The 22,847-nt window shown below is 72.3% G+C and carries 23 protein-coding genes; 12 read left to right on the plus strand and 11 right to left on the minus strand.

What is annotated here, in order from left to right; translation table 11 throughout:
* Positions 1 to 63: 63 nt before the first annotated feature.
* From ACFC8N_RS28205 to dapD, 3 genes are all read left to right on the plus strand, one after another.
* Positions 64 to 387, plus strand: a complete 324-nt coding sequence (locus ACFC8N_RS28205; protein ID WP_362818982.1) for a multidrug efflux SMR transporter — start codon at positions 64 to 66, stop codon at positions 385 to 387.
* On the plus strand, positions 387 to 920 hold the full coding sequence (locus tag ACFC8N_RS28210; RefSeq protein WP_356036442.1) for a TetR family transcriptional regulator: 534 nt from the start codon (positions 387 to 389) through the stop codon (positions 918 to 920). The genes ACFC8N_RS28205 and ACFC8N_RS28210 overlap by 1 nt, the downstream gene beginning before the upstream one ends.
* Before the next feature lie 73 nt (positions 921 to 993).
* Positions 994 to 1,980, plus strand: a complete 987-nt coding sequence (gene dapD, locus ACFC8N_RS28215; RefSeq protein WP_356036445.1) for a 2,3,4,5-tetrahydropyridine-2,6-dicarboxylate N-succinyltransferase — start codon at positions 994 to 996, stop codon at positions 1,978 to 1,980.
* A 58-nt stretch (positions 1,981 to 2,038) separates the two neighbouring features.
* On the opposite strand, the gene ACFC8N_RS28220 is transcribed toward dapD, so the two are convergent.
* Positions 2,039 to 2,560, minus strand: a complete 522-nt coding sequence (locus ACFC8N_RS28220; RefSeq protein WP_376290858.1) for a hypothetical protein — start codon at positions 2,558 to 2,560, stop codon at positions 2,039 to 2,041.
* Positions 2,561 to 2,605: 45 nt separating this feature from the next.
* Positions 2,606 to 3,508 (minus strand): 4-hydroxy-tetrahydrodipicolinate synthase, encoded by a 903-nt coding sequence (gene dapA / locus ACFC8N_RS28225; protein ID WP_376290860.1) that lies wholly within the window; start codon positions 3,506 to 3,508, stop codon positions 2,606 to 2,608.
* A 188-nt stretch (positions 3,509 to 3,696) separates the two neighbouring features.
* Here dapA and ACFC8N_RS28230 point away from each other — a divergent pair, with 188 nt between their 5' ends.
* From ACFC8N_RS28230 to ACFC8N_RS28245, 4 genes are all read left to right on the plus strand, one after another.
* Positions 3,697 to 3,855 (plus strand): hypothetical protein, encoded by a 159-nt coding sequence (locus ACFC8N_RS28230; protein WP_362818976.1) that lies wholly within the window; start codon positions 3,697 to 3,699, stop codon positions 3,853 to 3,855.
* Complete coding sequence (locus tag ACFC8N_RS28235) at positions 3,852 to 4,535, plus strand: hypothetical protein (RefSeq protein WP_376290862.1); 684 nt, start codon at positions 3,852 to 3,854, stop codon at positions 4,533 to 4,535. The genes ACFC8N_RS28230 and ACFC8N_RS28235 overlap by 4 nt, the downstream gene beginning before the upstream one ends.
* Before the next feature lie 81 nt (positions 4,536 to 4,616).
* Entirely contained in the window at positions 4,617 to 5,249 is a 633-nt protein-coding gene (locus ACFC8N_RS28240; protein ID WP_376290864.1) for an ArsR/SmtB family transcription factor, read from the plus strand.
* A gap of 14 nt (positions 5,250 to 5,263) precedes the next feature.
* Entirely contained in the window at positions 5,264 to 6,016 is a 753-nt protein-coding gene (locus ACFC8N_RS28245; RefSeq protein ID WP_376290867.1) for an SRPBCC domain-containing protein, read from the plus strand.
* 13 nt (positions 6,017 to 6,029) lie between these two features.
* On the opposite strand, the gene ACFC8N_RS28250 is transcribed toward ACFC8N_RS28245, so the two are convergent.
* On the minus strand, positions 6,030 to 7,856 hold the full coding sequence (locus tag ACFC8N_RS28250) for an endonuclease/exonuclease/phosphatase family protein (protein WP_362818970.1): 1,827 nt from the start codon (positions 7,854 to 7,856) through the stop codon (positions 6,030 to 6,032).
* A gap of 275 nt (positions 7,857 to 8,131) precedes the next feature.
* On the opposite strand from ACFC8N_RS28250, the gene ACFC8N_RS28255 reads away from it, so the two are divergent.
* The 3 genes from ACFC8N_RS28255 (at position 8,132) to ACFC8N_RS28265 (ending at position 11,875) form a co-directional block, all read left to right on the plus strand.
* On the plus strand, positions 8,132 to 9,559 hold the full coding sequence (locus ACFC8N_RS28255) for a hypothetical protein (RefSeq protein WP_356036459.1): 1,428 nt from the start codon (positions 8,132 to 8,134) through the stop codon (positions 9,557 to 9,559).
* Positions 9,560 to 9,729: 170 nt separating this feature from the next.
* A complete protein-coding gene (locus ACFC8N_RS28260; protein ID WP_376290871.1) occupies positions 9,730 to 11,181 on the plus strand; it encodes an alkaline phosphatase PhoX in 1,452 nt (483 codons plus the stop codon).
* Positions 11,182 to 11,308: 127 nt separating this feature from the next.
* On the plus strand, positions 11,309 to 11,875 hold the full coding sequence (locus ACFC8N_RS28265) for a helix-turn-helix domain-containing protein (protein ID WP_362818964.1): 567 nt from the start codon (positions 11,309 to 11,311) through the stop codon (positions 11,873 to 11,875).
* Between the two features lie 48 nt (positions 11,876 to 11,923).
* Here the strand turns inward: ACFC8N_RS28265 and ACFC8N_RS28270 are convergent, their stop codons facing one another.
* The 7 genes from ACFC8N_RS28270 to ACFC8N_RS28300 all read right to left on the minus strand — a co-directional run bounded on the left by ACFC8N_RS28270 (position 11,924) and on the right by ACFC8N_RS28300 (position 19,274).
* The gene (locus tag ACFC8N_RS28270; RefSeq protein WP_376290874.1) at positions 11,924 to 13,117 is read right to left on the minus strand and encodes a TerD family protein; all 1,194 of its coding nucleotides are present in this window, start codon (positions 13,115 to 13,117) and stop codon (positions 11,924 to 11,926) included.
* Between the two features lie 64 nt (positions 13,118 to 13,181).
* A complete protein-coding gene (locus ACFC8N_RS28275; RefSeq protein ID WP_376290876.1) occupies positions 13,182 to 14,171 on the minus strand; it encodes a zinc-dependent alcohol dehydrogenase family protein in 990 nt (329 codons plus the stop codon).
* Positions 14,168 to 15,004 (minus strand): carbohydrate ABC transporter permease, encoded by an 837-nt coding sequence (locus ACFC8N_RS28280; RefSeq protein ID WP_356036469.1) that lies wholly within the window; start codon positions 15,002 to 15,004, stop codon positions 14,168 to 14,170. Before ACFC8N_RS28280 ends, ACFC8N_RS28275 begins: the two co-directional genes overlap by 4 nt.
* Positions 15,001 to 15,939 carry a carbohydrate ABC transporter permease gene (locus ACFC8N_RS28285; protein ID WP_376290878.1) on the minus strand — a complete coding sequence of 313 codons (939 nt, stop codon included), beginning with the start codon at positions 15,937 to 15,939 and terminating at the stop codon, positions 15,001 to 15,003. The genes ACFC8N_RS28280 and ACFC8N_RS28285 overlap by 4 nt, the downstream gene beginning before the upstream one ends.
* A complete protein-coding gene (locus ACFC8N_RS28290; protein ID WP_356036473.1) occupies positions 15,936 to 17,306 on the minus strand; it encodes a sugar ABC transporter substrate-binding protein in 1,371 nt (456 codons plus the stop codon). The genes ACFC8N_RS28285 and ACFC8N_RS28290 overlap by 4 nt, the downstream gene beginning before the upstream one ends.
* Before the next feature lie 99 nt (positions 17,307 to 17,405).
* Positions 17,406 to 18,176: a DeoR/GlpR family DNA-binding transcription regulator gene (locus ACFC8N_RS28295; protein WP_356036475.1), complete on the minus strand. Its 771-nt coding sequence runs from the start codon at positions 18,174 to 18,176 to the stop codon at positions 17,406 to 17,408.
* A 288-nt stretch (positions 18,177 to 18,464) separates the two neighbouring features.
* A complete protein-coding gene (locus ACFC8N_RS28300) occupies positions 18,465 to 19,274 on the minus strand; it encodes an NAD(P)-dependent oxidoreductase (RefSeq protein ID WP_356030976.1) in 810 nt (269 codons plus the stop codon).
* A gap of 212 nt (positions 19,275 to 19,486) precedes the next feature.
* Here ACFC8N_RS28300 and ACFC8N_RS28305 point away from each other — a divergent pair, with 212 nt between their 5' ends.
* Positions 19,487 to 20,428 carry a 5-dehydro-4-deoxyglucarate dehydratase gene (locus ACFC8N_RS28305; RefSeq protein WP_356030977.1) on the plus strand — a complete coding sequence of 314 codons (942 nt, stop codon included), beginning with the start codon at positions 19,487 to 19,489 and terminating at the stop codon, positions 20,426 to 20,428.
* A complete protein-coding gene (locus ACFC8N_RS28310; protein ID WP_362818953.1) occupies positions 20,425 to 21,606 on the plus strand; it encodes a hypothetical protein in 1,182 nt (393 codons plus the stop codon). Before ACFC8N_RS28305 ends, ACFC8N_RS28310 begins: the two co-directional genes overlap by 4 nt.
* Here the strand turns inward: ACFC8N_RS28310 and ACFC8N_RS28315 are convergent.
* Entirely contained in the window at positions 21,525 to 22,775 is a 1,251-nt protein-coding gene (locus ACFC8N_RS28315; RefSeq protein ID WP_362818951.1) for an MFS transporter, read from the minus strand. The genes ACFC8N_RS28310 and ACFC8N_RS28315 overlap by 82 nt on opposite strands.
* Between the last annotated feature and the right edge of the window lie 72 nt (positions 22,776 to 22,847).

The raw sequence follows: 22,847 nt of genomic DNA on the forward strand, positions 1-22,847 counted from the left end.
CTGTGAAAGTGAAACTTTCTCGTTGTGTACGCCCGTACGCATGCGTTGTGTACGCTCGTACACATGGGATATCTCTTGCTCGCCGGCGCCATAGCCGCCGAGGTCGCCGCGACGACGGCGATGAAGTACAGCGCCGGGTTCAGCCGGCTGTGGCCCTCGCTCGCGACGACGCTGGGCTACGTCGTCTCCTTCGCGCTGCTCGCCCAGACGCTGAAGACCGTGCAGATCGGCACCGCGTACGCGATCTGGTCCGGGGTGGGCACCGCGACCATCGCCGTCCTCGGGCTGCTGCTGTTCGGCGAGGGGCTGAGCGCCACCAAGGTCGCCGGGATCCTGCTGATCATCGGGGGCGTGGTCGTGCTGAACCTCGGCGGGGCGAGCCACTGATGGCCCGGCGCTACGACCCCGAGCGGCGCCAGCGGATCATCGACGCCGCGATCCGCGTGGTCGGCCGGGACGGCATCGCCGGGCTGAGCCATCGCAGCGTCGCCGCCGAGGCGGACGTGCCGCTCGGCTCCACCACGTACCACTTCGCCACCCTCGAAGAGCTGATGGTGGCCGCGCTGCGGCAGGCCAACGAGGGCTTCGGCCGCAGGCTCGCCGAGCGGCTGCCGGAGGGCGGCCAGGGGGATCTCGCCGCCGAACTGGCCGCCGAGCTCGGTGCGTGGCTGGCCGGCGAGCGCAGCGGCGTGGAGCTGGAGTACGAGCTGTATCTGGCCGCGCTGCGGCGCCCCGCGCTGCGTCCCGTCGCCGCCGAGTGGACCGAGGACGCGGCCGCCCTGCTCGCCCGGCGCACCGACCCGGTCACCGCCCGCGCGCTGCTCGCGCTCATGGACGGCATCGGTCTCCAGGTGCTGCTGACCGGCGGTTCGTACGACGAGGAGTACGCGCGCACCGCGCTCGCCCGTCTGATCCCCTGAAGCCGCGCCCGGCACGTGAGACGCCCCGGTGCCGGTTCGCCTCCGCGAGGCCGCTCACGTTAGGTTTTGGTACATGACCGACACCGCTTCCCGCACCACCGGCGCCGTCGCCGCCGGCCTCGCCACGATCGCCTCCGACGGCACCGTCCTCGACACCTGGTTCCCGGCCCCCGAACTGGTCGAGCAGCCCGGCCCGGCCGGCACCGAGCGGCTCACCGCCGAGCAGGCGGCACAGCTGCTGGGCGACGGCGCGACCAAGGCGGTCGGCCCGGACGCCCGCCGGGGCGTCGAGGTGGTCGCGGTCCGCACGGTCATCGCCTCGCTGGACGAGAAGCCGATCGACGCGCACGACACCTACCTGCGCCTGCACCTGCTCTCGCACCGCCTGGTCAAGCCGCACGGCCAGAGCCTGGACGGCATCTTCGGCCACCTCGCCAACGTCGCCTGGACCTCGCTCGGCCCGGTCGCCGTGGACGACATCGAGAAGGTGCGTCTGAACGCCCGCGCCGAGGGCCTGCACCTCCAGGTCACCTCGATCGACAAGTTCCCGCGCATGACGGACTACGTCGCCCCGAAGGGCGTCCGCATCGCCGACGCCGACCGGGTCCGCCTCGGCGCGCACCTGGCCGAGGGCACCACGGTCATGCACGAGGGCTTCGTCAACTTCAACGCCGGCACGCTCGGCACCTCGATGGTCGAGGGCCGCATCTCCGCCGGTGTCGTGGTCGGCAACGGCTCGGACATCGGCGGTGGCGCCTCCACGATGGGCACCCTGTCCGGCGGTGGCAACGTGATCATCTCGATCGGCGAGCGCTGCCTCATCGGCGCCGAGGCGGGCGTCGGCATCGCGCTCGGCGACGAGTGCGTGGTCGAGGCCGGACTCTACGTCACCGCGGGCACCCGGGTCACCATGCCCGACGGCCAGATCGTCAAGGCCCGCGAGCTGAACGGCGCCTCCAACATCCTCTTCCGCCGCAACTCCGTCACCGGCGTGGTCGAGGCCCGCCCGAACAACGCGGTCTGGGGCGGCCTGAACGACATCCTGCACAGCCACAACTGACGCGCGCAGCATGCCCGGTAGCGCCCTTCACCCTCCGGTGAGGGGCGCTTCTCTTCTGTCAGGTGCCGGTCTCTCCTGTGCCGACGCCCGCCGCGAACTTGCGCAGCACCGCGAAGTCGCCCTCCCGCAGACCGACCCGCGGATCGACGTGGTGCAGCAGGGCCGGACCGGGGTGACGGGCCCTGACGTACAGCGTGTCCGCCGGGCTCTGCTCGTCGTCCACCCAGGCGAACGGCCGGCCCGCGGCGTACGCCACGATCGCCTCCGTCTTCCAGTGGACGCCGTCCGGGCGCTCGGCGAACAGGCCGTGGCCGAAGTCGACGTACGGCAGGTCGGCGGGCAGGCCGACGACCGGCGCGATCCACACGTTGGCCTCCGCCATCCAGCTCGTCGCCCAGACCAGCTCGTAGCCGAGCCGGAGCAGCGCCGGGCCGTGGGCCGGGTTCAGCCAGACCCGCAGGGGCCGCCGGTAGGCGAGGGGCACCCGGATGGTCGTGTAGCCCGCGGGCCGGCGTTCCGGCTTCGCCGCGTACGGGTTCAGGGGGCCGTCGATGTCCAGGAACAGCAGGGGGCGGCTCACGGGGACACCGTACGGCAGTCCCCGGCCGGGTCCGCCGGCCGCTGATCAGGCCGCCGCCAGCTCCTCGTACCGGGCCAGCAGCCCGTCGGCGGTCTCCCGGCCGGCGGGCAGCAGCGGGGGGCGGACCGGGCCCGCGGGCAGGCCGAGCCGGGAGAGGAGGGCCTTGGCGGTGACCGTGCCCGGCAGGCCCGCGCCCGTCATCGCCTCGATCAACGGCGTGGCGCGCAGCTGGAGTTCGCGCGCCCGCGCGGTGTCGCCCGCGTCGAAGGCGTCGAGGATCGCCGCGATGTGGCCGGGGACGGCGTTGCCGACCGTGCTCACACAGCCCGCAGCGCCGATCGCGTACAGCGCCAGCACGTGCTCGTCGCAGCCCGCGTAGTACGCCAACTCCGTGCGGGCCAGCACCTTCTGGGTGCCGAGGAAGTCGTAGGAGCAGTCCTTGACCGCCACGATCCGCGGGTGTGCGGCCAGCCGGATCATCGTGTCCGGCTCGATCCGGGTGCCGGTGCGGCCCGGGATGTCGTAGAGCATCACGGGCAGCCCGCTCGCGTCGGCGACCTGGCGGAAGTGCGCCTCGACCGCTTCCTGCGGGGGCCGGCTGTAGTACGGCGTCACCACCAGCACCCCGTCGGCGCCCGCCTTCTGCGCCCCGAGCGCCAGCTCGACGGTGTGCCGGGTGTCGGCGCTGCCGACACCCGCGACCAGGGCCACCCGGTCGCCGACCGCGTCCCGTACGGCCGCGACCAGTTCCGCCTTCTCGGCGTCCGAGGTGGTGGGCGACTCGCCCGTGGTGCCGTTCAGCACCAGGCCGTCGCAGCCCTCGGCCACCAGGCGCACGGCCAGACTCCGGGCCCCGTCCAGATCGAGGGCGCCCGCCTCGGTGAACGGCGTGATCATCGCGCAGAGGGTGCGGCCGAAGGGCCGGGCGGTGTCGCGTGTGCTCGTCATGGGAGTAGTCTCGGCAGCGCGATCGCGAAGCTCTACTTAATTCTTCTAAGGGGTATTTCTAAGTATCTCTGATGAATGGGTGGGCGGCCGAAGGCACGGTGTCCAACTCGGGCCCTCATGGGTCACTATGGCCGAAGGGGCACAGTGACGTCCGTCAGTCCGTCAGTCAGTCCGTCATGGGAGGCACCATGAAGCTCGGCAAGGCACTGGCCACCGGGGTCGCCGAGGAGCGGCCGCTCGTCGGCGAAGAAGAGATCCCGCTCCCCGAGGACACCGCCACCGGCACCGCCACCGTCCACGTCGAACCGGCCGAGCCGGCCCGCGAAGAGGTCCCGGCCGCCCGATGAGACTGCGGCTCCCGGCGGAACGCCCGACGGAGCCGCCGACCGGATACAAGATCGCCCACCCGGTGCTGTCCCAGGACGGCACCCGGGCCGGGTTCACCGGGGTGTCGCTCGGCGGCGCGCTGCCGTACGGCGTGCTCGACGACGCCTCCTGTGTCTACGGCCGACGGCACCGCCCGCCCGCGCGGCTGTGCGACTGCGGCTTCCACTGCGTCCACGACCGCGCGGCCGCCGAGGCCATGCTGTGCACCGCCGAGCACCGCACCGCGCTCCTGCTGGAGATCACCGTGCTCGGCGCCTACATCCGCTTCGAGCGCGGATTCCGCTACGCCCGCCAGCGGGTGCGCACGGCCGCCGCCGGTCCCTGCGCCTGCGGGGCCGGGGCCGTCGCGCTCGCCGACGCCGGCTGGGGCCGCCCCGGCTGGCTCGCCCTCGTCCCCGTCTGCGCCGGCTGCGTGCGCGGGCGTACGTCCGTCTCGCTCGCCGGGTTCGCGCGGCTGGCCGGGGAGGGGCTGAAGGTCGTGGCGCGCGGCGGCACTGCGGCGCTCCCGGAGCCCGCCCCGGTATCCGGCGCGGAGCCGGGCGTGCCCGAACTCGTCGCCGAGGCCGCGCTGTTGCAGGCACGCCTCGACTGGTTCCAGACCCAGCTCGCCCGGCTCGGCGAACAGGGGGACACCCCCTAGCCGTCAGGTGCCGTGCGCCGCCTTCTCACCGAAAACTCGATCCGTCTGGACAAAAAAAGTTTTCGGTGCGAGGGTGGACGCATGCTGGACGTGACCGTGATCGAGGACCCCGAGGCGGCGGCCGTGTCGCTGGACCCCGTGCGGGCCCGGCTGCTCGCCGAGCTGGCCGCCGAGCCCGCGTCGGCGGCGATGCTGGCCGGCAAGGTCGGACTGCCCCGGCAGAAGGTGAACTACCACCTCAAGGCGCTGGAGCGGCACGGCCTGGTCGAACTGGCCGGGGAGCGCCGCAAGGGCAATGTCACCGAGCGGGTGATGCGCGCGACCGCCGCGTCGTACGTCATCTCGCCGGCCGCCCTGCCCGCCGTGCAGCCGGACCCGGAGCGCTTCCGGGACCAGCTGTCCGCGCGCTGGCTGCTCGCGCTCGGCGCGCGTCTGGTGCGGGACGTCGGCGCGCTGATCACCGGCGCCGCCAAGGCCCGGCAGCAGCTGGCGACCTATGCCCTGGACGGCCAGGTCCGCTTCGCCTCGGTCGCCGACCGTGCGGCCTTCGTGCAGGAGCTGACGGCGGGCGTGAGCGCCCTCGTCCGCAAGTACGACGCCCCGGGCGCCGAGGGCGGCCGGGACCACCGGATCGTCGTCGCCCTCCATCCCGCGCTCAAGGACCCCACGGTCAAGGACCCCATGGTCAAGGACCAGCCCCCTACAGAGAGTTGAGCAGGAGTCCCGTCATGTCCCAGGAATCGCCCAAGGAATTCGAGATCGTCCGCGAGTTCGAGGTCGACGTCCCGCCCGAGCAGGTGTGGGACGCGGTCGTCAACGCGCCCGGCGCCTACCTCTGGCCGATGGACCCGCCCGAGCCGCGTGTCGGCGGCTCGGGACCCTTCGGCTCCACCGTCACCGCCTGGGACCCGCCCCACCGCTACACCAACCGCAGCGAGAACGTGGGCATGCCCACCCAGTCGGCCAACCAGCTCGACTACACCATCGAGCCCCGCGACGAGGGCCGCCGCGCCTGGGTGCGCTACGTCCACAGCGGCGTCTTCACCGACGACTGGAACAACCAGTACGACGGCGCGAGCAAGCACACCAACTTCTATCTGCACACCCTGTGCGAGTACCTCACGCACTTCGCGCCCCGCCCGGTCACCTTCGCCCAGGTCGACGGGCCCGCGGCCTCGGCGACCCAGCAGGCGCTCGCCGCCGTCGCCCACGCCCTCGGCCTGCCGGACGACGCGGCCGCGGGCACGAAGACCGGCCTCCGGGGGCCCGGCGGGCGGACCCTGGACGCCGTGGTCGACTACCGCAACCCGTATTTCCTCGGCCTGCGCACCGAGGGCGCGCTCATCAGGTTCTTCGGGCGCGGTCACTGGGGCGCCCCGCTCGGCATCAGCGTTCACGACTTCGCGCCGGACGCCGATGCCGAGGCGAACGAGACCGCCTGGCAGGCCTGGCTGAACGGGGTGTTCAGCCGCCAGGCCTGAAACCCCTGGCGGCTTACGGGCGGAAGCGCAGCACCTGCGGGTCGTGGTCGCTGATCTGGTCGTTGAACTCCGAGTTGATGTGCACGCTGTCGTACGCGAAGTCGCCGTCGCGCCGGATCCGCGGGCTGATCAGGATCTGGTCCAGGACCTGCTCGTTGCCCTGGTAGTCGTAGGTGTAACGCTCGCTCCTCGGCAGGGACTTGATCGCCGACCACAGCTCGCCGTCGCCTTCGAGGATCTTGGCGGTGCCGGAGAACTCGAAGTCGTTCATGTCGCCGAGCGCGAGGACGTCCGCGTTCTTCTGGACCTTCAGGATGTCCTTGACGAACGCGTTCACCGCCGTGGCCTGCGCGTGGCGCTGGACCTCGGAGCTGCGCGTCACCGGCTGGTACTGCGCGGTCAGCGGCTGGTCGCCGCCCTTGGAGACCAGGTGGTTGGCGATCACGAAGACGGTCTTGCCGTGGAAGACGAACTGGCCGGCCAGCGGCTTGCGGCTGTCCTTCCATGCCGCGTTCGCCGGGTCGACCCGGCCCGGCGAGGCCGTCAGCTCCGCCTTGCCGTTCACCTTGGTGACGCCGACCGCGGTGGTGGAGTCGCCGCCCGCGCGGTCCACGAAGGACACCCGCGCGGGGTTGAACAGGAACACCTGGCGGATGTTGCCGCCCGGCTCGCCGCCGTCCTGGTCGTTGACCGGATTGATGGAGCGCCAGTCGTACTTCGGGCCGCCCGCCGCGACGATCGCGTCGATCAGCTTGTTCACGGTGACGCTCGCGTCGACGGTGCCGTCGTCGGTGGCGCCGTTGTCGTCCTGGATCTCCTCCAGGGACACGATGTCCGGCGACCGGAGGTTGTTGACGATCGCGGCGGCGTGCTGGTCGAAGGTGTGGTCGGACGGGTCGAGGTTCTCGACGTTGTACGTCGCCACCGCCAGCTCGCGGCCCGACTGCCTGCGCGTGGTCTCGCGCTCCAGGCCGCCGCTCCTCAGCGTGCCGAGCCTGCTCGCGACCAGCGTGTAGCCGCCGTACTGGTTGAAGTCCAGCGGGCCGGTGGTGGCGCCGGTGAGCGTGTCGCCGACGTTCGCCTTCGGGAAGTCGGCGGTCGCGCCCAGCGACTGTATCTGGAGCCGGCCGGTGTTCTGGGAGTCGTAGGAGCCGTAGACCGTGCCGCCGCGGCGGTTGCGGTGCTCGTGCGGCTTCACCGTGACCCACAGCTCGCTGTACGGGTCGGTGCGGCCGACCACGCGGGCGTCGGCGACCTGGACGTTCATGCCCTCCAGGGACTCGTAGTAGTCCAGGGCGTACGTCGACGGCTCCAGCGTCAGGCCGTTGACCGAGCCGTTCGCGGCCGTGTCACCCGCCGGGGTGTACCGGCTCGGGACCGACTTCGCGTCGATCACGACCGGCGCCGGGACCGGGTTGCCGGTGGAGACCGTGGTGACCGTCGGCCTGGTGATCTCCGTCAGGGACTGGTTGCCGGACGAGGTGCCGCCCGGGACGTACTCGGAGACCGTGCCGGTCACCGTCACCGAGTCGCCGACCGCGACCTTCGGCGTGGAGCCGGTGAAGACGAACACGCCCTCGCTGGTGCGCGGGTCGTCGTCCGGGTTCGGATCCTGCATCCAGAAGCCTCTGGAGGAGCCGTACGCGCGCGTGGCCGTGACGATGCCGGGCACGTCCGCCACCTGCTGGCCGGCGAGCGGCGAGATCCGGGTGGTGCCCTGGATGTCGTGGATGCGCACGGAGTCGGCGTGCGCGGGGGAGGTGAGCACCACGGCGGACGCGGCGGAACAGACGGCGGCGACGGTGAGCGCGGCGAGGCGCGCGGAAGACCTGCTCGGCAAGGGATCCCTCCGGGGATGTGACGAAGCGCCGGGACGAGGTGGGGCACGGGCGGATCGGGAGCGTGGGGGGCCGGTCGCCCTCCGTGACACGCGTAGAGCCGAGTGAACAGTTGTCCCCCCAACTTCTACGCGCGTCAATCTCCAGCTTGTGCAAGGGAGTTGTCAAGGTTTCAGCCATGTACGACGGCCGACGGGGAGATGAACCGGGCGGCATGGGTGGAAATCCGTCTAGGCTGAGCGGTCGAGCCCGTTCACGGTCCGAGGAGAACCAGCCGATGTCAGACAGCTCCCCCCTGCCGCCCGTACGGCTGCGTCCCGAAGCGGAGCTGGCGCGCGCCGCGCTGTCCACGCCGTTGCTCTCCCGCGCCGCCCGCCTCGCCCGCTGGGCCGGGCCCGACACCCGTGTGGACGCCGGCGGCGGACTGGCCGAGGAGCAGCTTCCGGCCGCCGCCGAACTGCTCGGACTGACCGGGGACGACGCCGCCGCCCACGCCGGGGAGGCCTGGCGGGTCGCGGTGGACACCGGGCTGGTCGAGATCGTGGACGAGGAGGAGGGAACGGTCCGGGCGGGGGAGGAGCTGACGCTGCTCACCGGCGGTTCCCCGCACGACGTGCTCACCGTGTGGCTCACCGCCGTCGAGACCGTCCTCGCCGACGCCGCCGTGCCCGACCTGGACGATCTGGTCGGCGCGCTGGACGAGGGCGGCGAGGTCGATTTCTCGTCACTCGACTGGGACCCCGAGGCCGAGGCGGAGTTCCTCGACGGCGTCCTGGGCAACCTCTACCTGCTGACCGTGAGTGAGGACGGTCCCGGCGACGGTCCCGTCCCGCTGCCCGCCCTCGCCGCCTCGATGATCGTCCCCGACGACATGGGCGAGCCCACCAACGACGTCCTGGAGCAGGTCTCGGACGCGATGATGCGGCTGGACGACCAGTTCCGGGTGCTGGAGCCGGTCGGGCTCGTGGAGTACCAGCCCGTCGACGAGGCCCTCATGGCCGACGCCGAGGAGGAACCGGCGGAGCCGGTCGACGACACCGACGTCTCCCGCTACGGCATGGTCCGGCTCACCCCGCTCGGCGCGTACGGGCTGCGGGCGCGGCTGCTGGACGCCGGGTTCGAGGCGCCTGCCGTCGGGGAGCTGGCCGACAAGGGCGCGGACGCGCTGCTCGACGGCACGGCCGGATTCGGTCCGTCGGCGGCCCAGGCCGAGACCGAGCAGTGGCTGACGCGGCGTGAAGCGCTGGTCGCGGCACGGGAGTTGCTCGCCGCCGCGCGCGGCGGCGACGAGGGCGCGCCGCTGCGCCGGCTGCGCTGCCAGCAGGCTCTGTCGCTGATCGGCGGGGACGCCGAGCCGGCGCTGCGCGAGGTGCTGGACGATCCGGAGCTGGGCGGCCTCGCCCGGGTGTGGCTGACCGAGCAGGGCGCCGCCGGGGTGCCGGCGCCGTCCGAGGACATGGTCTTCTGGCTGACCATCGACACGGTTGCCGCACAGCTCGCCGCCGAGGGCAACTCCGAGGAACTGCAGGCCCTGGTCGAGGGGCTGGCCGCACAGCACAGCGGGTTCTTCGCGGCAGCGTGGCGGGTGGAGCACCCGGCCACCGCCGACGTGCTGGAGGCGATGGGGCGGCTGCACCCGGACAAGAAGGTGGCGAAGGAGGCCCGGAAGGCGGCGTTCAAGGCGCGTTCCCAGCAAGGGAGTTGAGGACGGCCGAAGAAGCCCTTGGGTTCGGCATGGGGCAGTGCATACGGATTCTTGAACAAAGGGCTTCGAAGTCGCCCGGTGTTCAGCCGGTGTTCAGAAGCGGGCGTGAGCGTGGGCGCCGGACCGAGGACGCCACCCTCCACGGCACTCCCACCGTCTCAGGAGACACCATGTCGCTCACCCGCAGGGACTTCGCCAGGACATCCGCGATCACCGGCGCCGGGGTGGCGCTGGCGGGCAGCGTCGGCGCCCTCGCCAGCGCCCCCGGCGCCCTCGCCGCCACGGACGACGCCGAGACCGCGGCTGCGGACGGCACGGCGGCAGGCGGCCGGCGCGGCATCGGCTACGGCCCCCTGATCGCCGACCCGGCCGGCCTCCTCGCCCTGCCCGAGGGCTTCACCTACCGCGTCATCACCTACAGCGGCCGCACCACGCTGGAGTCGGGCGAGTTCACCCCGTCCAACCACGACGGCACCGCCACCTTCGACGGCCCGCGCGGCGCCACCCTGCTCGTCAACAACCACGAGCTGGCGGGCCCCCGCGCCAAGTGGCCCCACCCGGTGCCGCTCACCGAGGGCCTGGTCTACGACCCGGCGGCGGCCGGCGGCTGCACGGTGGTCGAGGTCCGCCGCGACCACGTGGCCGAGTGGGTCGGCATCGCGGGCACCGCCACCAACTGCGCGGGCGGCAGCACCCCGTGGGGCACCTGGCTGACCTGCGAGGAGACCGAGGACAAGGCCGGCCAGAACGGTATGACCAAGGACCACGGCTACGTCTTCGAGGTCGACCCCGCCGACCGCCGGGCGGGCCGCGACCCCAAGCCGATCAAGGCGCTCGGCCGCTACGCCCACGAGGCCGTCGTGACCGACCCCGGGCGCGGCCACCTCTACCTCACCGAGGACGCCTCCGGCCCCAACGGCCTGCTGTACCGCTGGACTCCGCCGGAGGGCTTCCGCCACGGCCGCGGCAGGCTGCGCACCCTCGCCGACGACGCGGGCGTGCTCCAGGCGTTCAAGTGCTTCGACTCCGGCGGGAAGTTCGTCGACGACCTCTCCCGCGCCACGAGGACCGGCACGGTCTACGGCGTCGACTGGGCGGACGTCCCCGACCGCGACGCCAGGTCCGTCTCCGTCCGCAAGCAGTTCACCACCGGCCAGGTCACCCGCGCCCGCAAGCTGGAGGGCATGTGGTGGGGCGACGGCGGTGCCTACGTCGTCTCCTCCTACGCCCGCGAGGAGAGCCCGGTCCCCCACGACGGCCAGGTCTGGTTCTACGACCCGAAGCGCCGCACCCTCACCCTCAAGGTGCTGCTCGGCGTCAACCCCGCCCCCGCCGAGGACGGCCCCTTCGACGGTCCCGACAACATCACCGTCTCCCCCTACGGCGGCCTCGTCATCGCCGAGGACGGCGAGGGCGTCCAGCACCTGTTCGGCGCCACCGAGAGCGGGCGCACGTACCCGATCGCCCGCAACGAACTCAACATCGGCACCGAGGCGTCCCCGGAATACAGCGAGTTCACCGGCGTCACCTTCTCGCCCGACGGCAGGACCCTGTACGCCAACATCCAGACCCCGGGCATCATGCTGGCCATCACGGGGCCGTGGAAGCGGCAGAAGCGGTAACCCGTTCCTTCGCTCGCACCGCGGCTGCCTGCCGCGACTCCACACGCATGCCGCTGAGGCGCGGCCGACTCCGACCTGGCGTTCGGTAGCATGCGCGGAGAGTCCCCGGTGGGCGAGGAGTAGCTGGATGGCGCAGGTCAGGCCCATGCGCGCGGACGCTCGGCGCAACTATGAGCGGTTGCTGAAGGTGGCGGCGCAGGCCTTCGCCGAACATGGGGAGAGCGCGTCGCTGGACGACATCGCCAAGCGGGCGGGTGTCGGCACCGGCACGCTCTACCGGCACTTCCCCACGCGGCAGGCGCTGCTGGAGGCCGCGTACGTGGACCGCATCGAGGCGCTCGGGGCACGGGCCGACGAGCTGGCGGCGCAACTGCCGCCGGGCGAGGCGCTGATGGAGTGGCTGTACGAGCTGTGCGTCGGCACGATCCAGGTGCGCGGACTGAAGGCGCTGCTCGGATCGGCGGTCACGGACGGCAGCACGGCGGCGCTGCCCGCGTGCGGGACGCCCGTGCGCGGCGCCGCGGGCCGGCTGATCGAGGCCGCGCGGGCGGAGGGCTTCCTGCGGGCCGACCTGGAGCCGGTCGAACTGCTGCGGCTGGCCCACGGGGTGGCCACGGCATCGGAGCTGGCGGACGGGGAGGGCACGCAGATCCGGCGCTATCTGGCGCTGTTGACAGAAGGGCTGCGGGCGTAGGGGGTGCCCCGCGCCCTGGAGGGCGCGGTGGCTGCGTCGCGACAGGGACTACAGGGCCCTCGCCCCCGGGTCCACCATGTTCCGGACCGTGCGGGCCTTGACGAAGTCGCCCAGCGCCGTCATGTCCCACTCGCCGGAGAACTGGCGGACGAGCTTGGCCATCATGACGCCCGTCTGGGGCTCGGCGTTGGTCAGGTCGAAGCGGACCAGCTCCTCGTCGGTGGCCGCGTCGACCAGGCGGCAGTAGGCCTTGGCGACCTCGGTGAACTTCTGGCCGGAGAAGGAGTTGACCGTGAAGACCAGGCCGGTGACCTCCGGCGGGACGCGGCCGAGGTCGACCACGATCACCTCGTCGTCGCCCCCGCCCTCACCGGTGAGGTTGTCGCCCGAGTGCTTGATCGCGCCGTTCAGGATCGTCAGCTTGCCGAAGTAGCAGCTGTCGATGTGGTTGCGCTGCGGGCCGTACGCGATGACCGAGGCGTCCAGGTCGATGTCCGCGCCGCGGAACGCCGGCTCCCAGCCGAGGCCCATCCTCACCTGCGAGAGCAGCGGGCGGCCGGACTTGACCAGGGACACCGTCTCGTTCTTCCGGAGGCTGACGCGGCCCTTGTCCAGGTTCACCTTCCCGGCGCCGGGGACGGGCGCGGGCGGCGTGGGCGGGGCCGGAGGCATCGGGGGAGCCGCCGGGGCGGACATCGGCGGGGCCGCCGGGGTCACCGGCTGCGGCGGGGCCGCGGGCGCCGCGGCCGGTTCCTCCACCGTCACGCCGAAGTCCGTCGCGATGCCGGCCAGGCCGTCGGCGTACCCCTGGCCCACGGCGCGGGCCTTCCAGGCGCCGCCCCGGCGGTAGAGCTCCACGACGACCAGCGCCGTCTCCGCGCCGAGCCGGGGCGGGGTGAACGTGGCCAGCGCGGCGCCGGTGTCCGCGTCGCGGATCGTGGCCGTCGGCTCGACGCCCTGGAAGGTCTGGCCGGCCGCGTCCGGGCTGGCGGTGACCACGATCTTCTCGATGTCCGGCGGGACGGCGGGGGTGTCGACCGTGATCGAGTCGGGGGCCGCGCCCCCGCCGGACGTGTAGGTCACGCCCGGGCCCGTCGGCTGGTTGTAGAAGATGAAGTCGTCGTCCGAGCGCACCTTGCCGTCGCCCGTGAGCAGCAGGCCCGATACGTCGAGCCGCACGGGCGCGGACACGTCCACCGTGACACGGGCGGCCGACAGAGGGATGTTCGAGCCAGGGGTCATAGCTGTCATACCGGGTGAACGAACGACATCGCTTTACCGTTCCCTTACCCAGCCCCCAAGTGGCTCAGGGCACCACCACGATCTTCCGGCCCACCCCCGCCGCGAACTGCTCCAGCGCCTGCGGGTAGCGCTCCAGCGGGATCCGGTCGCTGATGAAGACCTGCGGGTCCAGCACGCCGTTGGCGAACAGCTCCGCCGCCCGCTCGAAGCTGTGCAGCACCGCCATGGAGCCGGTGATGGTGATCTCCTGGTTGTAGATGCGGTACGGGTCGATGGTCACCCGGGTCGCGTAGTCGGCCACCCCGAACTGCAGGAAGGTGCCCGCCTTCGCCACCCGGTCCAGGCCGTCCTGGATCGCCGCCGCGTTGCCGGTCGCGTCCACGACCACGTCCCAGCCCTGCGGCCGCTCCAGCTCGTCCGCGTTCGCCGCCGAGCCGGACACGCCCAGCCGCCGAGCCGTCTCCAGCCGCGCCGGGTTCACGTCCACCACGTCCACGCTCGCCGCGCCCGTGCGCTTGGCCAGCTCCAGCATCATCAGACCCATGGTCCCGGAGCCGTAGATCAGGACGTGGGCGCCGAGGCGGCTGCTGAGGATGTCGTAGCCCCGCACCGCGCAGGACAGCGGTTCCACCAGGGCCGCGTCCTCGGTGCGCACGTGCTCCGGCAGTTTCACGCAGTTCGCCACGGGGGCGACCGCGTACTGCGCCGCCCCGCCCGCCGTGGTCACGCCGATCGCGGCCCACCGCTCGCACAGGTTGTTGTGGCCGCTGCGGCAGTGACGGCACTCGTAGCAGTACAGCGAGGGGTCCACGGCCACCCGGTCGCCGATCGCGACCTCGGTGACCTGGCCGCCGACCGCGACCACCTCGCCCGCGAACTCGTGTCCGGGGACGATCGGCAGCTTGGGCGCGAACTCGCCCTGGAGGATGTGCAGATCGGTGCCGCACAGGCCGCAGGCCGCCACCTCCACGACGACCTCGCGCGGGCCCGGTGTCGGGTCGGGCACCTCCGTGACCACGGCGCGGCCCACGGACTCGATGACGGCGGCCTTCATTTCACGGCTCCCAACGACAAGCCCTGGACCAGTTTGTCCTGGGCGGCGAATCCTGCGGCGAGCACCGGCAGGGAGATGACGAGCGACGCGGCGCACACCTTGGCCAGGAACAGGCCCTGGCTGGTGATGAAGCCGGTCAGGAAGACGGGGGCGGTCTCGGCGACCACGCCCGTCAGCACCCGGGCGAAGAGCAGCTCGTTCCAGCTGAAGATGAAGCAGATCAGGGCGGTGGCGGCGATGCCGGGCAGGGCGATCGGGGCGACCACGCGCGCGAGGATGGTCGGCAGCCGGGCGCCGTCCACGCGCGCGGCCTCGATGACGGCGACCGGCACCTCGGCGAGGAAGGACTGCATCATCCACACCGCGATCGGCAGGTTCATGGAGGTGTAGAGGACGACCAGGAGCCAGATGTTGTCGAGCATCCCGGTGTTCCTGGCGAACAGGTAGATCGGCAGCAGGCCCGCCACGGCCGGCAGCATCTTCGTGGACAGGAAGAAGAACAGCACGTCCGTCCACTTCTTCACCGGCCGGATCGACAGCGCGTAGGCCGCCGGGAGGGCCAGGAGGAGGACACAGAGCGTGGAGACCACCGACGCCACCGTGGAGTTGATCAGCGCGGGCCACGGGCTGGCCCCGCCGCCGCTGCCGAAGAACTCGCGGTAGCCGTCGAGCGTCAACGACGCCGCGAAGGACGGCGGGTTGGTCGCCGCGTCCGCCTCCGAGTGGAAGGAGGTGAGGGCCATCCAGGCGATCGGCAGGAAGAACACGATCCCGGCCAGCCAGGCCACGAGGCCCAGTCCGTTCCGGCGCAGTATGCGCGATACGGCGGTCATGCGCGGGACACCTCCTCGCGGAACAGGGACGACACCACGCGCAGCGCGAAGGTCGCGATGATGATCGAGCCGATGACGACCAGCACGCCGGCCGCCGAGGCGAGGCCGTTCTCGTGGGCCTGGTAGAAGCTCTGGTAGACGGTGTAGGGGAGGTTCGCCGTCCCCAGGCCTCCCGAGGTGATCGTGAAGACCGCGTCGAAGTTCTGCACGATGTAGATCGAGCCGAGCAGGGCGCCGAGTTCGAGGTAGCGGCGCAGGTGGGGGAGGGTCAGATGGCGGAAGACCTGCCAGTCGTTCGCGCCGTCGACCCGCGCGGCCTCGATCTGCTGCTGGTCCCGGCTCTGCAGCCCGGCGAGCAGGATCAGCATCATGAACGGCGTCCACTGCCACACCAGGGAGGCCTCGACCGCGAGCAGCGGGGTCTGGGAGATCCAGTCCGGCTGGGGGCCGCCCACATAGTGCAACAACCCATTGAGCAGGCCGTATTCAGGGTTGTAGAGCACATGCTTCCAGAGCAGCGCCGCGGCCACCGGCACCACCAGGAAGGGTGCGATCAGCAGGGTGCGGACGATGCCCCGGCCGCGGAACCTCCGGTCCAGCAGCAGGGCGAGCACCAGCCCCAGCACCAGGCTGGCCAGCACCACCGCCACCGTGAGCAGCACGGTCGTCCAGACCGACTGGCGCAGGTCGGCGTCGGTCAGCACCTGGCGGTAGTTGTCCAGGCCGGTGAAGTGACGGGCCTTGGGGTAGAGGGCGTTCCAGTCGAAGAAGGAGATCACCAGCGTGGCCACGAACGGCAGTTGGGTCACGGCGATCATGAAGACGAGGGCCGGCAGCAGCGGGGCCCGGGTGGCCCAGGCGCGCAGCCGGGCCGAGGGTTGTTTCACCATGTGTGCGGGGGAGGCCGCGAGGGCGGCCGTGGTCGTGGCTGTCATCGTCCCTCGTACTCCTTGGAGATCTTCTCGGCGAGCTGTTGGGACTTCTTCAGGGCCGAGCCGACGGACTGGCGTCCGGCGATGGCCGCGCTGATCTCCTGGGAGACCTTGGTGCCGAGGTCGGTGAACTCCGGGATGCCGACGAACTGGATGCCGGGTGCGGGCCGCGGCTGCACCCCGGGGTCGTCCGGACGGGCGCTCTCGATGGCCTGCCTGGTCATCTCCTGGAAGGAGGCGGCCGACGCGCGGTAGTCGGCGTTCTCGTACGTCGACGCCCGCTTGCCCGCCGGGACGTTCGGCCAGCCGCTGGTCCGGCCGACCAGTTGCTCATAGCCCTTGCTCGACGCCCAGGAGACGAACTTCCAGGCCTTGTCGGGGTTGCGGGAGGCCTGCTGGATGCCCCAGGCCCAGGTGTAGAGCCAGCCGGAGGACGGGGTCCTCTCGACGGGAGCCGGGGCGTAACCGAGCTTGCCCTTGACCGGTGAGCCGTCGGCCTCCAGCAGTCCGGCGGCGCTCGTGGCGTCGTACCACATGGCGACCTTGCCCTGGGTCATGTCGTTCAGGCACTCGGCGAAGCCGGACTGGGCGGCGCCGGACTCGCCGTGCGCACGGACGAGATCGACATAGAACTTTGTCGCCTTCTCGAACTCGGGCGCGTCCAGGTGGGCCTTCCACTTCGTGTCGAACCAGGTGCCGCCGAAGGTGTTCACGACCGTCGTCAGCGGCGCCATCAGCTCGCCCCAGCCGGGCAGTCCGCGCAGACAGATGCCCTTCATCCCGGGCGTCGCGCCGTCCGCCTTCGCGGCGAGGCCGGCGACCTGCTGCCAGGTGGGGTGGGCGGGCATGGTGAGGCCCTTCGCCGCGAAGACGTCCTTGCGGTACATCAGGAACGACGACTCGCCGTAGAAGGGCTGCCCGTAGAGCTTGCCGTCGTCGGCGGTGAGGGACTGGCGCATCGGTTTCAGCACGTCGTTCTCGTCGTACGACGGGTCCTTCGCGACGTACGAGTCCATCTCGTGCAGCCAGCCGTTGCGGGCGTAGATCGGTATCTCGTAGTTGGACAGGGTGGCCACGTCGTACTGCCCGGCCTGGTTGGCGAAGTCCTGGCTGATCTTGTCGCGGACGTCGTTCTCGGGCAGGACCGTGAAGTTGACCTTGATGCCGGTCTCCTTGGTGAAGTGCGCGGCGGTCAGCTTCTGCAGCTCGGTCATCTGCGGGTTGTTGACCATCAGGACGTTGATGGAGTCGCCGCCGGAACCGGTCCCGCCCGCGCCGGCCCAGCAGCCGGAGAGCAGCGGGGCGAGCAGCGTTCCCGCGGCGGCCATGGCGAGCGTGGCTCGCGGCCTCCGTCGGCTCGGGGTGCGCATGGGTCGCTCCTGGAGGTATGGGGAGATAAGGGGCACTCCTCGGCGTGAAGAGCCCCTGGAGGAGGAGAGTTTGATTTTCGGACCTGGACGGTTTGTTTTTCAGACCCTGATGACCTGTGGGCCCAGCAGGGAGTAGCGGTGGGCCTCGGCGGCCGGGAGCAGGGTGCTCGTCACGATCGCCTCCAGCGCGCCGACCTCGGCGAACCGGCAGAAGCTGACCGCGCCGAACTTGGTGTGCACACCCGCGAACACGGTGCGCCGGGCGGCTCGCAGCGCCTGTGCCTTGACCTCGCTGACCGCCGGGTCGGGCGTGGTCAGGCCGTACTCGCGGGAGATGCCGTTGGCGCCGATGAAGGCCAAGTCGAGGACGAAGCCGGCGAGCATCTTCGTCGTCCAGTGGTCGACGGTGGCCAGCGTGCCCGCCCGGACCCGGCCGCCGAGCAGCAGCACCGAGACCTGTTCGGCCTCGGCGAGGGCGGCCGCGACCGGCAGCGAGGCGGTGACCACGGTGAGCGGCCGGTCGGTGGGCAGGGCCTCGGCGATGAGCTGCGGGGTGAAGCCCTCGTCGACGAAGACCGTCTCGGCGTCCCCGAGCAGCCCGGCCGCGGCGGCCGCGATCCGGCGTTTCTCGGGCACATGGCTGGTGGCCCGGAAAGCGAGCGTCGTCTCGAAGCCGGCGCTCTCCACCGGATAGGCGCCGCCGTGCGTACGGCGGACCAGACCGTGGTCCTCCAGGGCCCGCAGATCGCGCCGGATGGTCTCCTTGGCCACGCCCAGCTCCTCGGCGAGCGCGGCGACGTCGACCGAGCCGGTGGCCCGCGCCGCCAGCACGATCTCGCGCTGGCGCTCCTCGGCCGTCCTCGTGCTCATGTCGTCACCCGCTTTCCCGTGGGACTGCCCGTTCGGGCCCATGGGGGAAGTTCTACAGCGGGGGCGCGGTGCCGACCAAGCCTGTCGCGGGCCCGTTTCTGCCCGTGTGGGCCCGTTTGCCGGGCGTGGTGCCCGCCGTGGACCTGCGAGGCCGTGTCCGGCGGGGTGGGAGCGGGCGGCCCGGATGCCCGGACACGGCGGCGGGCGGGCCCGTTCGGTGCCCGCCCGCGCGCGTGGGCGACGGTTTTCCGCCGCCGGGAGCCTTCGTTCCGGACACCTTGCCCGGGGTCAGTACGGCCAGATCGGCGGGTCGCTCACGAAGTGCCCGCCCAGGTGGCCGTGGGCCGGGTTCGCCGGGTCCAGCTCGCCCTGCTCGGCGATCAGCTTGCCGGCGTACGGCTCGGAGTCGTCCTGCGGCGCGTAACCGAGCGCCCGCGCGGTGCTCAGGTCCCACCACAGCCGGGTGTTGGCGGAGGAGCCGTAGACGACCGTGTGGCCGACCTCCTCGGCGGTCAGGGCCGCGTGGAAGAGACGGGCGCCGTCGGCCGGGCTCATCCACACCGAGAGCATGCGCACGCTGGTCGGCTCCGGGAAGCAGGAGCCGATGCGCACCGAGACGGTCTCCAGGCCGTGCTTGTCCCAGTACAGCTGGGCGAGATCCTCACCGAAGGACTTGGACAGGCCGTAGAAGGTGTCAGGGCGGCGCGGGGTGTCGACCGGGATGAGCGGCTCGCCCGCGCGTGGGGCGGGGGTGAAGCCGACGGCGTGGTTGGAGGAGGCGAAGACGATCCGGGGCACCCCTTCCTGGCGGGCCGCCTCGTAGAGGTTGTAGGTGCCCTCGATGTTCGCCTTCAGGATCTTCTCGAACGGGGCTTCCAGGGAGATGCCCGCGAGGTGGAGGACCGCGTCCACGCCCCGCACCGCCTCGCGCACCGCCGCCGTGTCGGCGAGGTCGGCGGTGATCGCGTCCGGCGCGCCCTCGACGGGGCGCACGTCGAACAGGCGCAGCGTGTAGCCGTACTCCGGCAGCAGGGACCGCATCAGGGTGCCGAGCCCGCCGGCGGCGCCGGTGAGCAGGACGGTGCGGGGAGCGGGCATCCTGGGTTCTCCTTGTGGCCGACATTCACATACATGGACAAGTTAGAGAGCCGTAACCGTCAGCGTCAAGTGTCGCGTGAACGCGGCGAATCCACCCCGGAGTTGCGCGTTTGGCTGCTTGACCTGCCGTAAGAGGGCCCCTTAGCGTGGTCGCGTTCAGAAATGTAGACGTTAATCAGAAACATGCACCGGTGTTTCTCAAGGGAGAGCTCGTGACGCCAGCCCCTCTCACCGAACGGCTCAGCGACCCGAGCGGGCCGCTCTTCTTCCCCGTCACGGCCTACGGCCCGGGCGGCGCCCTCGACCTCGACGTCTACCGCACCCATGTACGCCGCGGTGTCGAGGCCGGCGGCGCCGCCGTGTTCGCCTGCTGCGGCACCGGAGAGTTCCACGCGCTGCTGCCGGAGGAGTTCCGGGACTGCGTCCGGGCGGCCGTCGAAGCCGCCGAGGGGCGCGTGCCGGTGGTCGCGGGCGCCGGGTACGGCACCGCGCTCGCCGTCCGCTACGCGCGCCTGGCCGAGGAGGCGGGCGCCGACGGCCTGCTCGCCATGCCGCCGTACCTCGTCAGGGCCGGCCAGGAGGGCCTGCTGCGGCACTACCGCGAGGTCGCCGCCGCCACGGCCCTGCCGGTCATCGTCTACCAGCGCGACAACGCCGTCTTCACCCCGCCCACGGTGGTCGCACTCGCCCGCACCGACGGGATCATCGGCCTCAAGGACGGCCTCGGCGACCTCGACCTCATGCAGCGCATCGTCAGCGCCGTGCGCACCGAGGCCCCCGGCGACTTCCTCTACTTCAACGGCCTGCCCACCGCCGAGCAGACCCAGCTCGCGTACCGCGCGCTCGGCATCACCCTGTACTCCTCGGCCGTCTTCTGCTTCGCCCCCGAGATCGCCCGCGCCTTCCACCGCGCCCTCGCACAGGGCGACACGGGGACCGTGCGGCGCCTCCTGGACGGCTTCTACCGCCCGTTCGTGGAACTGCGCGCCCAGGGCCACGGCTACGCCGTCTCCCTCGTCAAGGCGGGCGTACGACTGCGCGGCCTGGACGTCGGCGAGGTCCGGCCCCCGCTGCACGAACCGTCGGAGGACCACGTCAAGCAGCTCGCCCAGCTGATCGAGCGCGGGTACGCACTCCTGGAGGAGGGCCGGTGAAGGCGTCGGCGTTCGTCTACCCCTGGGACGTCAACGGCGACCCCGCGGCCCCCGCGCGCGTGGCCGGGCTCGGGGTGGAGCAGGTGACCCTCGCCGCCGCCTACCACTCCACCCGCACCCTGACCCCCCGCCACCCCCGCCACCGCATCGTCACCGCCGAGTACGCGGCCGCCCTCTACCCGCCCGGCGACCGCTGGACGGGCCGCGGCCTGCGCCCCTACCCCGCCGGCCGCTGGGCCCCGGGCGACGCCTACGGCGAGGCGGCACGGGCCCTGGCCGCGACCGGGCTGGAGGTGCACACCTGGGTCGTGCTCGCGCACAACTCCCGCCTGGGCGCCGAGCATCCGGACATCTCCGTCGTCAACGCCTACGGCGACCGCTACCCCTGGGCGCCCTGCATCGCCCAGCCCGCCACGCGCGCGTACCTGGTCGACCTCGCCGCCGAGGCCGCCGTACGTCCGGGTGCGCACGGCACCGAGCTGGAGTCCCTCGGCTGGTACGGGCTCCAGCATCTGCACGCCCACGACAAGACCGGCGGGGTCGGCCTCGGCGAGGCCGGGCAGTACCTGATGGCCCTGTGCTTCTGCCCGGCCTGCCGCGACGGGTACGGCGAACAGGGCCTCGCCCCCGACCGGTTGGCGGCATCCGTGCGCGACGCCCTGGAGCCGCTGTGGCGGGGCACGGCGGACGACGAGGGCTGGCCGACTGTCGTCAAGCTGCTCGGCGAGGAGCCGGCCGCCCGCACGCGCGCGTGGCGCGAGGAGACCGCCGGCAGCCTTCAGGAGGAGGCCGTCGCCGCCGTCCGCGCCGCCGCACCGGCCGGCTTCCGGATCCTGCTGCACGCCGACCCGGTCTCCCACCACTGCGGCGCCAACGCCGGCGTCGACCCCGCGCGCGTGCTCGCCGTCGCCGACGGCGTCGTGGTGCCGTGCACCGGCGGCACCGGCCTGCTGGCGCCCTTCGCCGCACACGCCCGCGAGGGGACGGTGATCGCCGCCAACCTCACCGTGGTGTCCGGGATGGGCGGCAGCCCCGGCACCCTCGCGCAGGACGCGGCACGCGCGCGTGCGCAGGGCGCGACGGAACTGCGGCTGTATCACGCCGGGTTGGCGTCGGACGACGACCTCGACGCGGTACGGGAGGCGCTGTCCGCGCTGTCCGGGCCGGCCGCGCGCTGAGCCGTCGCGGCCGCCGTCAGCAGCAGCGCGAGGCCGTAGAGGGGCAACAGCAGTGCGGGGGAGGCCAGTTCGACCAGGCCCGCGCCGACGCCCAGCCCGATGACGTTGGGCGTGAAGACGAGGGTGTTGGCGGTGGCCGTCGCCCGGCCCAGCAGCGGGCCGGGCGTCTCCCGCTGGACGGCGGTGAACACCGCGACGAGCACACAGGGCAGCGCCAGCCCGGTCGCCGCGGCGGACACGAGGGCCACCGCGTCCGAGGGCACCGCCCGCGCGGCCACCGCGACCGCGTTCAGCGCGATGCCCGCCGCCGCGAGCCGGCGTCCGCCGAGGCGCCGCAGCGCGGCCCCCGCCACGAGCCCGGCCGCCACCGACCCCGCGCCCTGGACGGCGTACAGCACGCCCGTGTAGGCGGGGGAGCGGCCGAGCCGGTCCACGACGGCGTACACCGTCGTGGCGCTCAGCGAGCCGAGCAGCATCGTCGTACCGCCGGCCGCGACGAGCGGACGCAGCCCGGGGTGCCCCCACAGGTGCCGCGCCCCGTCGGCGGTCTCCCGCCACCAGCCCTGCCCGGACCGTACGGGCCGCTCCTCGCGCACCCGCAGCAGGGCGACCAGACCGGCGCAGACCACGAAGGTGGCCGCGTCCAGACAGGCGACCGCCGGACCGCCGAGGGCCGCGTACAGGCCCGCCCCGGTCAGCGGGGCGACCAGCTTCATGCCCTCCGTGACGGTCATCCGCAGCCCGTTGAAATCGCCGAGGAGGTCCTCGTCGACGGCGGCGGTCACCAGCCCCGCCACGGCGGCCTCGGCGACGACCGCCACCGTGCCGTACAGCAGCAGGACGGTGAACAGCAGCCACAGCCCGCCGGGGGAGCGGACGGCGAAGAGCGTGAGGAGGACGGCGGCGAGTCCCAGGTCCATGCGGACCAGCAGGGGCCCCCGGCGCACCCGGTCGGCGACGGTGCCGAGCACCGGGCCCGCGAGGGTGGGCGCCCACATGGCGAGCATGCACAGGGCGGCCAGGCCGTCGGACCCGGTGAGGTCCTTGACCCACACACCCGAGGCCAGCCACAGCGAGGAGGTGCCGAAGGCGGACACCGTCAGGGCGGTGAGATACAGCCCCGCGTTGCGGTCCCGCAGGACGCGCGGCAGGGTCCAGGAAGTCGTCATGCCTGGTCATCGTGGAGCTAAGGGGGGTCGGCGGGGATCGGTGAGGTGCCCTATTTCCCTCGCGGACGCGAA

This window comes from Streptomyces sp. NPDC055966 (assembly GCF_042269865.1).
GTDB lineage: Bacteria > Actinomycetota > Actinomycetes > Streptomycetales > Streptomycetaceae > Streptomyces.